Annotated in this window: 8 protein-coding genes; 3 read left to right on the top strand and 5 right to left on the bottom strand. The window is 69.7% G+C overall.

Annotated features, from left to right (window positions below):
• Nucleotides 1–118 precede the first annotated feature (118 nt).
• The 3 genes from ACWGID_RS17635 to ACWGID_RS17625 are packed head-to-tail and all read right to left on the bottom strand — an operon-like array spanning nucleotide 119 to nucleotide 6,221.
• Nucleotides 119–4,618, bottom strand: coding sequence for an FtsK/SpoIIIE domain-containing protein (locus tag ACWGID_RS17635; protein ID WP_452197697.1), 4,500 nt, complete (start codon nucleotides 4,616–4,618; stop codon nucleotides 119–121).
• Nucleotides 4,609–5,667, bottom strand: coding sequence for a hypothetical protein (locus ACWGID_RS17630; RefSeq protein WP_452197695.1), 1,059 nt, complete (start codon nucleotides 5,665–5,667; stop codon nucleotides 4,609–4,611). Before ACWGID_RS17630 ends, ACWGID_RS17635 begins: the two co-directional genes overlap by 10 nt.
• Nucleotides 5,664–6,221 (bottom strand): sigma-70 family RNA polymerase sigma factor, encoded by a 558-nt coding sequence (locus ACWGID_RS17625; RefSeq protein WP_452197693.1) that lies wholly within the window; start codon nucleotides 6,219–6,221, stop codon nucleotides 5,664–5,666. The genes ACWGID_RS17630 and ACWGID_RS17625 overlap by 4 nt, the downstream gene beginning before the upstream one ends.
• 203 nt (nucleotides 6,222–6,424) lie before the next feature.
• Here ACWGID_RS17625 and ACWGID_RS17620 point away from each other — a divergent pair, with 203 nt between their 5' ends.
• Nucleotides 6,425–7,387 (top strand): ricin-type beta-trefoil lectin domain protein, encoded by a 963-nt coding sequence (locus ACWGID_RS17620; RefSeq protein ID WP_452197691.1) that lies wholly within the window; start codon nucleotides 6,425–6,427, stop codon nucleotides 7,385–7,387.
• 161 nt (nucleotides 7,388–7,548) lie between these two features.
• Here the strand turns inward: ACWGID_RS17620 and ACWGID_RS17615 are convergent, their stop codons facing one another.
• Entirely contained in the window at nucleotides 7,549–8,451 is a 903-nt protein-coding gene (locus ACWGID_RS17615) for a 1,4-dihydroxy-2-naphthoyl-CoA synthase (protein ID WP_452197689.1), read from the bottom strand.
• A gap of 14 nt (nucleotides 8,452–8,465) precedes the next feature.
• Nucleotides 8,466–9,479 carry a LacI family DNA-binding transcriptional regulator gene (locus tag ACWGID_RS17610; protein ID WP_452197687.1) on the bottom strand — a complete coding sequence of 338 codons (1,014 nt, stop codon included), beginning with the start codon at nucleotides 9,477–9,479 and terminating at the stop codon, nucleotides 8,466–8,468.
• A 155-nt stretch (nucleotides 9,480–9,634) separates the two neighbouring features.
• Here ACWGID_RS17610 and ACWGID_RS17605 point away from each other — a divergent pair, with 155 nt between their 5' ends.
• The gene (locus ACWGID_RS17605; protein WP_452197685.1) at nucleotides 9,635–11,566 is read left to right on the top strand and encodes a Xaa-Pro dipeptidyl-peptidase; all 1,932 of its coding nucleotides are present in this window, start codon (nucleotides 9,635–9,637) and stop codon (nucleotides 11,564–11,566) included.
• 219 nt (nucleotides 11,567–11,785) lie between these two features.
• A complete protein-coding gene (locus ACWGID_RS17600) occupies nucleotides 11,786–12,574 on the top strand; it encodes a DUF559 domain-containing protein (protein ID WP_452197683.1) in 789 nt (262 codons plus the stop codon).
• The last annotated feature ends 21 nt before the right edge of the window (nucleotides 12,575–12,595 follow it).

Genomic DNA, 12,595 nt, shown 5'->3' with positions numbered 1-12,595 from the left:
CCCGCCGCGGCTCTTCCCACCCGCCCACCCCCAACCCACAAACCCACACCACGCCCCCCCCGCCCCCCCCGGGGCCCCCCCCCAAAACCCCGGGCCCCACCTTTCGCTGTCCTGTCCTCTATTGCTGGAGTTTTAGGACTGTCAGGGGGACCTGGACGGGAATGGGTTGGGCGCCAGGGCCGGTGGTCCAGGCTCGGCCCAGGCGGGGGGCGGCTCGGGTGATGTTGGCGCCGAGGCGGACGCCGATCAACTCGCCGTCGCTGAATGAACGGGCCTCCAGCAACAGTCCGCGTCGTGCGCGCCGGGCCGCGCCGGCCCAGCCGCTCATGCCGGACTGGAAGCCGTCGGTGGTGGCGCCGAACACCAACGCGAGCCCCTGGTCGCGCCCCGACACCACGATGTCCTTCAGCAGTTTGTCCGCGGCCGCCGTCATCACCAGATCGGCGTCGTCGATCACGACCACCTTCGGACCGTGCGGGAGTTGCTCCAGCGCGCCCCGCAGTACGTCCTCGGCCGGGTCCGCCTGCTCCATCAGCAGCACGTGCGGATGCCGCGCCAGCATCCGCAGCGGCGACTCGCGGGGCGTGATCACGGCCAGCGAGGAACCACCGGCCAGCAACGAGACAGCCAGACACGACAGCGCGTTGCTCCGACCCGACCCGGGCGACCCGAGGACGGCGTACGACGATCCGACGCCGCCCAGGTCGACGCCGACAGGACCGACTTCGTCCCCACCGATGCCGATCAGGCCCCACTGCGGTCGCCGGTCGGCCTCCGCCACCCGTTCGTACGCCTCGGCGAACTCGATCGACGACGGCAGCTCCGCCATCTGGAACGGCCGCCGCGCGGCCGGGACCTTCGCGTCCCGTTGCACGGCCTCGGCAGCGATCGCCTTGATCGCGTCCACCTGTTCAGCGCCACCGCCGGTCGCGAGTACGGCGACCTGCGTCTCGGTCCCGGTCAGCACGTGCCAGCCGCGGCCCGGGTTCACGATCGGCGGGATCTTCACCCGCAGACCGACCCCTTGGTAGTCGGTCCGGTCGGCCTGCCGGAGCAGCAGCTTGTGGTCGTTGTGCGACGCTAGGCGCCCACCGAGCAGGGACCTCTCGGACGTCGCGATCACGTGGATGCCGAGACCGGCGCCTTCACGGAGCAGCCGCGTGATGTCCTGCAGCAGGTGGCTGTGGTCACTGTCGTCCAACGTCGCCGACAGCGCGTCCCAACCGTCGACGAACACCAGCACGTGCGCGGGTCGCTCGTTCTTCGGCAACACCTTGCGCAGCTCGTTCAGCCCGGTCGCGTTGTGCTTCCCGGCCAGCTCCTGCCGCTCGCTCAGCTCCTGGTTCAGCCGCCGCAGCAGCCGCGTCATGCGCTCCATGTCGTGCCGCGAGACAACCGCACCGCAGTGCGGCAGCTTCTCGATCGGGGCGAGACCACCACCGGCGGCGTCGATCCCGTACATGTGCAGATCGGCGACACTCAGGTACTTCGCCGCCGAGCCGGCCATCGTGCGGAGCGTCTGCGTCCGGCCGGACCGCGGCGCTCCGATCACGTAGAGATGCCCGAAGGTTTCGAAGTCGAGGCCGGCGACTCGTTGCTGCTGCAGCGCCGGAATGTCCTCCAGCGCGTACGGCGCGAACATCGGTGTGTCGCTCGTGTCGGGCAGCTCGTCCAGCAGGATCTGCGGCCCGAGCGCCGGCTTCCAGGGCTGCGGCTGGGCGGCGAAGTCCGGCAACTCGCCGGCCGCCGCACGCAAGGCTTGGACCAGCGCCTGCAAGTCGGTCGGCGCCGGTGCGCGCCGGTCGGCCTCGGGCTCGGGGTCGTTGTCCCGGTCAACGGTCTTGCCGAGCTCCGTCCACGGCAGCTCGGTGACCTGGACGGCGGCCGGATCGACCGGACCGGCCGGTTCCTCCTGCTCCTCGGTCCGCTCGGCCCCGACCCAGGCGGTCTGGAACAGATCCGCCAGCCGCGGCCCACGCCGGATCAGCGCCCGCCCCGGGATCCCCGGGCTGATCGATGCCGCCTCGTTCACGTCGACCACGTCCTGGCTCTCGGACTGGTCGGTCACCCGCAGCGCGATCCGCAGGTTGGTGTTCGCCCGGATGTCCCCGGTGACCACACCGGCCGGCCGCTGCGTGGCCAGGATCAGGTGGATGCCGAGCGACCGGCCGCGCTGCGCGATCCCGATCAGCCCCGGCACGAAGTCCGGGATCTCGCGCACCATCGCGGCGAACTCGTCGATCACCAGCAGCAGCCGCGGCAACCGCGCCAGTTCCGGGTTCGCGACCCGCTTGGCCTGGTAGTCCGGCAGGTCCTTCGCGTCGGCCGCGGCAAGGATCCGCTCGCGCCGCCGCAGCTCCGCCTCCAGCGATTCCAGCACCCGCTCGACCAAGTGGGCGTCCAGGTCGGTCACCATGCCCAGGGTGTGCGGCAGGCCCGCGCACTCCTTGAACGCACTGCCGCCCTTGTAGTCGACGAGCACGAAGGTCAGTTCGTCCGGCCGGTTCGCGACCGCGAGCGACGCGACCATCGACTGCAACAGCTCCGACTTCCCGGATCCCGTCGTACCGGCGATCAGGCCGTGCGGGCCGTCGGTGACCAGGTCGACGGTGAACTTCCCGTCGAAGTCGCTGCCGAGCACGAATGACGTACTCGCCGGACGGCGTCCCCAGCGGGTCAGGATGTCCGCGGGCTCCGGCGGCTCGAGACCGAGCTCGTCGAGCAGCTTCACCATCTTCGGCAGGCCGGCGTCGTGGTCCGGGCTGACGTCGCGGACCGGCGCCAGCGAGCGAGCGATCTGCTCGCACCACTGCGGCGATACCAGGTCGGCACGCACGTTCTTCTGGTCCGGGATCCCCGGCCGCCGGACCAGCAACGTCTCGTCCTCAGCCAGCACGACCCCGCTGCACTCCTGGGGCAACAGCCGCTCGTCCTTGTCCAGACAGACGGCGTACACACCGACCGCGGGCCCTTCGTTGAGGACCTGCACGAACCCGGGTACGTCGCGCAGCCGCCGGGACCCGTCGGCGATCACCATCACCTCGTAGTCCACCACCGTCTCGCGCTCGCTGGAGGCCTCCGCCCGCCGATGACGTCCCTGGACCTGCGACACCAACTCGCCGATCCGGGCCGCCGTGGTCGCCTCGTCGTTCGCGATCAGGACCGCAGCCGGACCCTTGTCCGGACGCAGCTGCGGCAGCCACCGCACCCAGTCCCAGTCCTCGGCGTCGTCGGACTCGGCCAGTACGACGATCCGCAGCGACTGCGGCGAATGCAGCACGGCCGCCTGGATCGTCAGCCAGCGTGCCAGTCCCCGCACGGTCGGCGCCTCGCCGGCGATCCCGAGCACCCCATGACTGCGCAGCGGTACGGCAATCGGCGCGTCCGGGATCGTCCATCGGATGGTCCGGTGGTTCTCCTCACGGCCTTGGTCGTCGAGCTCCTTCAGCGACGCCTGGTCCGCGGTACCGACGCGCAGCAGCAGGTAGTCCGGATCGTGCCGGCGGCGTTCCCACAGCCGGCTGCCCGGCCGGGTCGCCAGCTGCGCGATCCGGACCGGATCCGGTGCGGTCAGGTTCCGGATCACCCGTTCGCGGGCGACCGCGACCGCGATCTCCTCGTCGAGCGCCGCCTGCCGGGCGAAGTACAGCTGCCGGGCCTTGATGTGGTCGAGCCGGTTGGACTTCCGGCTGGAGAAGAAGTTCATCCCCATCATCATTGGACTGACCAACGTGAAGACGAGGAAGTAGTAGGAGTTGAACAACCCGACCATGACCAGGCCAAGCACCAGCGGCATCAGCACCACCGGCCACGGGAACGGCCGGTTCTGCGGCGGCGGGGGCGGCGGGGGCAGCCGGAGCTTGTCCTCGTCGAGGTGCGGCGCGAGGCGCGGCGGCCGGTTGTAGTCCAGCCCGAACCCGTCGTCGGCGACCCGGATCGCGGCGATCGGCTCGATCTCGCCGCTGCACCGCAGCAGCATCGGGCCGACCACGAGATCCTCGTCGGCCGGCCAGGACCGCACCTCACCGACCGGCGCCGTCGCCGGATCGACGACCCGCCGTTGCGGCTGCGGGTCCGGCATCGGCTCGTCGTCCTGCGGCCGGATCGCGCTGGTCGCCGCGTCGTCCTCCGGCGGTCCGATCCGCCGACTCAGTACGTCGCCGCCGACGTCCTCGGTCCGGTGCCAGTACGCCTCGCCGCTCGCCCCGACCGTGACCCACAGGCCGCGGGCGGGAACGTCGTCCCCCTCGAGCCGGATCGCGCACTGCGGATCGGCCCCGATCTCGTGACTGCCCGGCCCGACCCGCCACACCCGCCCGGCCTGCGGACCGGACACGGCGTGCAGCTCGACGACGACCGGCGCATGCCCCTTCGGCGCACTCTGCAGCAGATCGGGTACGTCGACCGGCCCGCCGACTCCGATCACGCCACCTTCACGAACCCCGGACCTCGCCAGCGGCACACCCGGGTCGAGGCGTTTACGGCCGAGGAAGAGCGTCGTACCCGGTTTGCCGAGGCCGTCCGCGAGACCGGCGACCGACAGGCCGCGCGGAACCCGGACGATCTTGTCGGCCCGGGCGCCGGAGCGCGAGTCGACCGTGGTCAGGTTCAGCTCCACGAGGCGGCCTTCCGGTCAGTGGCGGTCTCGTCCGTGGTCAGCGCCGAGACGCCGACCGATCCGGCCGGCAGTTCGAGGTCGCCGAGGTCCTCGGTCGCGGTGGTCTCCGGGCCGAACGGCACGCCGCTCTCGAACTCGTGCGGTGGCAGCCGCCGGATCGAGCGCGCGACGGCCTTTGCCAACGGCAACGGATCGATCCGCAGCCAGGGCGCGCCGCCGTGCAGCCGCAGCGTCTGGTCGGGCAGCGCCTCCAGCAACCGGCTCGAACCGCGCGGGACCCCGAGGCTGACCATCCGCCGCCCGGCCGGCAGCGGCCCGGACAACGGGCCGGCACCGACCACGAACCACGCGCCGAGCCGGCGCGCGGCCTCCTCCAGCGGCAGTCCGTCGTGCCGCGGATGGATGCCGTCGGCAACCTCGATCGCGCCGACCGGCAGCCGTACGTCGAGTTGGGCGGCGATCGCCTGGACCACCGCGCGGGCGGTCCGATCGACGCCGTACACGGACAGGATGCGCGGGCCGGAGAGCAGGTCGAGCATGATCACGGTCGTGCCGCCGGTGTCGATTCCGGCACAGACCAGCAAGGGCAGCTCCCGCACCGACCCGGTCTCCGGTACGTCGGCGCGCGCGATCCACCACAGCCGCGGATCCTGTGGGTCGGCCTTCCAGGGCGCGGGCGGCTCGAGATCCGAGGCGCCGGCCAGCAGTACGCCGATCCGCTCCTTCGCCAGCGCGACGGCGTACGGCGCCATTCCCGGAGTGACCGCGGCGGCGGCCACGATCGCACGTTCCGCATCGGTCCAGCGCTCGCGATCCCGCAGTACCGAGGTCAGCAGCCGCAGGCGGCGCTTGTACCGCCGGCGGGCCGCGATCGGCTCCGTGAAGGCCCGCACGGTGCGCTTGGTCTCGCGTTTGATGAACCGGAACAGCTTCTTCCAGCCACCGAGCCGGCGTACGACGAGGTTGATGAGGATGATCACCAGCAGGGCGATGCCGATGTAGCCGAGCACGCCGCGGACACCGCCGCCGCCCCCGAACGCCGAGTTCATGCTGCGACTCCGGCCCAGTCCACGCGGCTGAGCTCCGCCCTGATCTGCCGGACGGCGTTGTGCGCCCTCGACTTGACGGTCCCGACCGGTACGCCGAGCACCGCGGCGACCTCCTCGCCTGCGTGCCCGAGCAGGTGCACCCGGGCGATGACCTCGCGATGCGCCGGCGACAAACCGCGCAGTACCTCGACCAGCACCCGCCGGTCGACCACCTGCTCGGACGGGTCCGGCTGACTGACGGAGCCCTGCAACTCACCCGCGCCGAGGCCGACCGGGACCGCGCGACCGGACCGGCGATGGTGATCGACGACCAGGTTGCGGGCCACCCGGAACAGCCACATCCGCACCGGCCGGTCCTGCCACTCGATCCGCTCCGCGAGCTGCCAGGCCCGCAGCAGCGTCTCCTGGACCACGTCCTCGACGGCATGGCTGTCCTGGCCGAGGATGCTGGTGACATACCGGCGAAGGCTTTCCCGTTCGGCCAGACACAGTTCGATGACGGTCGTCCGGCGGACTCGCTCGTCGATGATGGATCTCCCTCGTGGGCGACGCAAAGTGGAGAACCTGGCTGCGCTTCAAAATAGGTTGAGAACGCTCTCATGACAACGCTAATGAGTGAACTCTCAGCAACAATTCGATCTCATGCGGTGATCGGTGTCACCTTTTCGCGCAACGTTTGACGTCAGTGGGGTGGCCGGGTGATCCTCGGCCTCAGACACGCGCAACGCCCCTTCCGTCCCAGAGCACAGGAGCAGACGTGCGACGCCGATCCACCGGTTCGTCCCGTTTCGCGGACACCTTCGCCAGCCGCCCCGGAGTACCCCGGATCACCCGGATGCCCGATCGGCGGGCCTGGTCCACGACCGTGGTCGTCGCTGCTCTCGTGGGCGGGATCGCGATCGGTGCGACCGCCATCACGGGCGGCGGCTCCGGGCCGACGTACACGACCGATGTGGCCTATGTGCCGCAGAGCCGGCCGACGGTCACACCGACCGTCACGCTGACGCCGACCCCCGAGCGGGTGGCCGGTCCGACCAAGACGATGACGGTCAAGGGCGATCCCCAGCAGGTGGTGAAGACGGTCGTGATGCCGGGCGTCACGATCACGCTGCCGCCGACCACGGTCACCGCGAAGCCGCCGCTGGCCGGGAAGCCGCCGACCGCGACCGTCACCGCGACCACGACGGCAACCGCGACCACCACCGCGACCAGGACGGCTACGGCGACCACGACTGCACGGACGACGACCACCACGACCGTGACCACGAAGCCGCCGGTCAAGACCACGCAACCGCGCGGCGCGACGACGCAAGGGCCGCCGGCAGTGGCCGCGGCGCCCGCCGTTCTGAAGAGCGACAGCACCAACCGGTGCATCGACGTACAGAACTCGACCGACGGCGTCGGCCGGGACGGAACTCCCTTGCAGGTCTGGGATTGCAAGGGAGTCGCCAACCAGGAATGGGTCTTCCAGCCCGACAGCACGATCCGCTCGATGGGCCTGTGCATGGACCTCGCCTGGGCGTCGACCGCCGACGGCACTCAGGTCCAGCTGGTCAACTGCAACGGCGGCTGGGCGCAGAAGTTTGCCCTGAGCAACCAACACGAACTGGTCAACCCGAGCTCCGGCAAGTGCGTCACGGCCGATGCCCCGGGCAACGGTGGCAAGCTCACGCTACGAGGCTGCAGCGGTGGCGCCAACCAGAAGTGGCACAAGCCCTAGTGTCCTGAGTCGGAAGTTGGGCGAGTGATTTCGGTGGTCAGGTGCGTGCATCGCGGTGCGTGGTCAGTGGCCTCGATGCGGAGCATCGTGGGCGCTGGGCACGTGCCGTGAGGTGCGTGCCTGGGCGCCGAAAGCGCCGTCGAACTTCCGACTCAGGACACTTAGTAGGCGTAGGGGTACCCTGACCAGTCGGCTGGCCGCTTCTCCAGGAACGAGTCGCGGCCCTCGGCGGCTTCGTCGGTGCCGTAGGCGAGCCGGGTCGCCTCGCCGGCGAACAACTGCTGGCCCACCAGACCGTCGTCGATCTGGTTGAACGCGTACTTCAGCATCCGCTGCGCGGTCGGCGACTTGGCGCAGATCTTCTTGCCCCACTCCAGCGCGACCGCCTCGAGCTCGGCATGCGGGACGACCTTGTTCACCATGCCCATCCGGTACGCGTCCTCGGCGGAGTACTCGTCACCGAGGAAGAAGATCTCCCGCGCGAACTTCTGCCCGACCTGACGGGCCAGGTACGCCGATCCGAACCCGCCGTCGAACGACGCGACGTCCGCGTCGGTCTGCTTGAAGTGCGCGTGCTCCGCCGATGCCAGCGTGAGGTCCGCGACCACATGCAGGCTGTGCCCGCCGCCCGCGGCCCACCCGGGGACGACACAGATCACGACCTTCGGCATGAAGCGGATCAGTCGCTGTACCTCGAGGATGTGCAGCCGCCCCGCTTTCGCCGGGTCGATCGTGTCGGCCGTCGTACCCTCGGCGTACTTGTAACCGTCCTTGCCACGGATCCGCTGGTCACCACCCGAGCAGAACGCCCACCCACCGTCCTTCGGCGACGGGCCGTTGCCGGTGAGCAACACGCAGCCCACGTCACTCGACATCCGGGCGTGGTCCAGCACGCGGTACAGCTCGTCGACCGTCTGCGGCCGGAACGCGTTCCGCACCTCGGGACGGTTGAACGCGATCCGCACCACACCGGCGTCGACCGCGCGGTGGTAGGTGATGTCGGACAGCTCGAAGCCGTCCACCTGCTTCCAGGCCGAAGGGTCGAAGATCTCGGAGACAGTCACCCCGAGAGCATATTTCAGCGCTTGGCCGTGCTCTCCCGCAGTACTACTTCGGCCTTGAAGGTCTCGGTCGCGATGTCGCCGCCCTCGACGGCCAGCTCCAGCGCCCGGCGGCCCATCTGCTCCAGCGGCAGCCGCACGGTCGTCAGCCCCGGCCACACGTCCCGCAGCGTCGCGATGTCGTCGAACCCGGCCACGCCGAGCTGCCCCGGTACGTCGACACCGCGCGCCCGCAACGCCGACATCGCGCCGACCGCCATCACGTCGTTCACCGCGAACACACAGTCGACGTCGGTCTTCCGATCCAGCAGCTGCTCCGCCGCGGCGTACCCACCGTCACGGGTGAAGTCGCCGGTCTCGACCGCCACCGGCCGCAACCCGGCCTCGGCCAGTCCGGCGAGGAACCCGTCGCGCCGGTCCCGCGCCGTTGCGAGTCCTTCCGGACCACCCAGTACCGCGAACTTCCGCCACCCGAGCTTGACCAGCTCCCGCGCCAGGTCGGCCGACCCCGAACGGTTGTCGGGCTCGACGGTGTGGGCCGGCATGCCGGACTGGCTGACCAGCGCGAGACCCGCACCGGAGTTCAGGAAACTCTCCACCTCGGTGGCCGTCCGGGACAGGCTCTCGGTGTCGGTCCGCCGGCTACCGATCATCACCGCGGCCCGCGCGCGCTGCGCCCGCAACGACGACAGGTAAGCGATCTCGCGCTCGTTGTCGCGGAACGTGCTGGCCATCATCACCAGCAGGTTGCGCTCGTCGGCGGCGCGCATCACGCCGTTCGCGATCGCGGCGAAGTACGGGTCCTCGATGTCGTGCACCAGGATGCCGACCAGGTTGGTCGACGACTTGGCCAGCGCCTGGGCCTGCGCGTTCGGCGTGTAGCCGAGCTCGTCGGCGGCCGCCTTGACCCGTTCCTGCAGTTCTGGACGGGGCACGCGGTCCCCGCCGTTCAGCACGCGGGAGGCGGTCGCGACCGAGACCCCCGCTCGTTGTGCAACGTCCAGCAACGTCACTGGTGCTCGCAGATTCACTGGCCTACCCTTTCGTGCGTCCCCCCGTGGGCGGTGGCGGTCACCCTATCGAACCACCCGTCCTCACGCCGTCCTCACGCTGAGTATCGGGCAGGTCGCTGCCAATCTCGGCAGAACCTGGCGTTGCGGCGCGCGAGTGACTAGCCTTCCCAGCCATGACGACCGTCCGCGCCAGGGTGACGATCCTGGTCTCGTCCGCCGTGCTCAGCCTCGCGACCGTCACCGGTCCCGCCGTGGCTGCTCCGCTCCCGGACGGGCCCGGTGCAACCGCCCCGGCAGCTCCCAGTGTGCCGCAGCATGTCGACGCGCGCACCAAGAGCACGCAGCCGGTCTACGACTACGCAGGAGCGATCCGCGAATCGGTGTACGTCGACACCACGATGGACACCGACTCCGACGGCAAGAACGACGTGATCGCCGTCGACATCGTCCGGCCGAGCGAACCCGCGCTCACCGGGACGAAGATCCCGGTGATCATGGACGCCTCGCCGTACTACTCCTGCTGCGGACGCGGGAACGAGAACGAGAAGAAGACCTACGACGGCGACGGCGTGATCCGGAAGATGCCGCTGTTCTACGACAACTACTTCGTCCCCCGCGGGTACGCCATGGTCGGCGTCGACATCGTCGGCACCGGCCGCTCCACCGGCTGCGGTGACGTCGGCGGCCGCGACGAGATCCAGTCCGTCGTCGACGTGATCGACTGGCTGAACGGACGCAACACCGCACATACTGCCGACGGGCAGAAGGTGAGCGCGTCCTGGACCACCGGCGCCGTCGGCATGATCGGGAAGTCGTACGACGGAACGCTCGCGAACGGGGTCGCGGCGACCGGCGTGAAGGGCCTGAAGACGATCGTGCCGATCTCGGCGATCTCGTCCTGGTACGACTACACCCGCTCCGGCGGCGTCCCGTACTCAGACGACTACATGCCCTGGCTCGGCGGCTACGTCGGCCACGACAGCCCGGCATGCGACAACGTGCGCGGCGAGCTCGGTGACAACGACGACGACGAGACCGGCGACTACACGGCGTTCTGGGCCGAGCGCGACTACACGAAGAACGCGTCGAAGGTGAAGGCGTCGGTCTTCATGACGCACGGCCTCAGCGACTACAACGTGCAGACCAACCACTTCTCGCAGTGGTGGTCGGCGCTGTCCCGCAACAACGTGCCGCGCAAGCTGTGGCTCGGGCTCGAGGACCACGTGGACCCGTTCGAGTTCCGGCGCGACGAGTGGGTGGACGAACTGCACCAATGGTTCGACTACTGGCTGCAGGGCCTGCAGAACGGTGTGATGAAGGAGCCGGCGGTCTCGATCGAGACGTCGCCCGACGTGTGGCGCGACTACAAGACCTGGCCGGCCGTGAACCGTCCGGTGGCGGTCCCGCTGACCGCCGGCAAACTCGGTGCCGCGGGCAAGGGTTCGGTGCAGATCACCGACGACCCCGACCTCACCGAGGACGACATCGTCGCGGACCCGTCCCAGGTGATCGCCGGACGGCAGATGTTCCTGTCCGCCCCGTTGAGCGCCGCGATGCGGATCAGCGGTACGTCGTCGGTGACGCTGCGGCTGAAGTCCGACTCGGCGACGACGCCGGTGACCGCGCGATTGGTCGAGTACGGCGACGCGCAGCGGTACTCCGGAGTTCGGCGTACCGACGAGAGCACCTGTGAAGGCTCGAGCACGGACTACGACGACAGCTGCTACTACTCGGTCGAGAAGCAGACCACCCAGAGCGACCACGGCATCGTCAGCCGCGGCTGGATCGACGCCGCCCACAGCAAGTCGCTGTCCAAGCCGACGTCGCTCACCCCCGGCCAGTGGACCACGGTCAACGTCCCGCTGCGCGCCCAGGACCAGGTCATCCCGAAGGGCCGCGTCCTCGGCCTCGCGATCACCCTGTCCGACACCGAGTGGACCAGCCCCAACGACACCGGCGCCACCATCGACATCGACCTGGCCGGCAGCAAACTCAACATCCCCGTCACCGGCGGCAAGATCACCGCCCCCACCAAGATCCAGCCCATCGACGTGAACATCACCACCCCCACCCAACGCCCCGACCTCCGAGACCCCAAGAACTAACCCCTCCCGCCGAGTCGTGAAAATCGGCTCTGAACATCTGCCGCGATCCACGACTCGGGGTTTGGGGCAGAAGCCAATCGCCACGACTCGGCGGGTTGTGGATAACGGAAGTCACGCGGTCGGAGAAATCTGGACAATGGTGGGGTGTTGGTCACGGCAGCGGAGGCTCGAGCCGCGGGAATGTCTCGGGGTGTGCTGCGCGGAGTGCATTACCGGCGCGTGTTGGGGTCGGTGTACGTCGGCGCGGACCTCGCGGTGACGTCCCGGGTGCAGGCCGAGGCCGCGCTGTTGCTGACGCCCGGCGCCGTCGCGAGCCACCAGACCGCACTGAGTTTGTGGACAGGTGACGACCGCGCCGGCGCCGTCGTACATGTGACTGTCGAGCGCCATCCGCGGGTGAGCCTTCCGCGAGTGCGCGGCCTGCGCGTTCACGAAGTACAGCACCTCGAGCGGGTACTGCGAGATGGATTGCTGACGACTCCGCCAGGGCGAACGTTCCTCGACCTCGCGCCGTACTGCGATCTCGTCGAGCTGGTCTCAGCGGCAGACTCCCTTGTACGGCGGTCCGATCTCCGGCCGGAGCACCTGATCGAGTTGGCGGCCGCGACGATCGGCGTTCGGGGCATCCGGCTCGCTCGCGAAGCGGCTGCGCTCGTCCGGTCGGGCGTCGACTCGCCGATGGAATCCCGGCTGCGGCTCATCATCGTTCTCAACGGTCTGCCCGAGCCGCGGATCGGTCACGTCGTCACTGACTCCGCGGGCGGCTGGATTGCGCGGCCGGATCTGAGCTACCCGGAGCTCAAGGTCGCGATCGAGTACGACGGTCAGCACCATCTCGGCGACGCCCGTCAATGGCGGCAGGACATCCGCCGGCGGGAGAACCTGGAACGCGAAGGCTGGCTGGTCCGCGTCATCACGGCGTACGAACTCCTGCAGACCCCCGGCACCGTCGTCGCCCGCATCTCCGAGGACCTCCGCACCCGCCGCCATCCCCGTCTCGCCGCATGATCGTTCCGCCGAGTCGTGGCG

This window comes from Kribbella sp. NPDC054772 (assembly GCF_053611945.1).
Note: the sequence above shows the minus strand (reverse complement) of the source record. Positions and strands in the feature narration are given on the sequence as shown.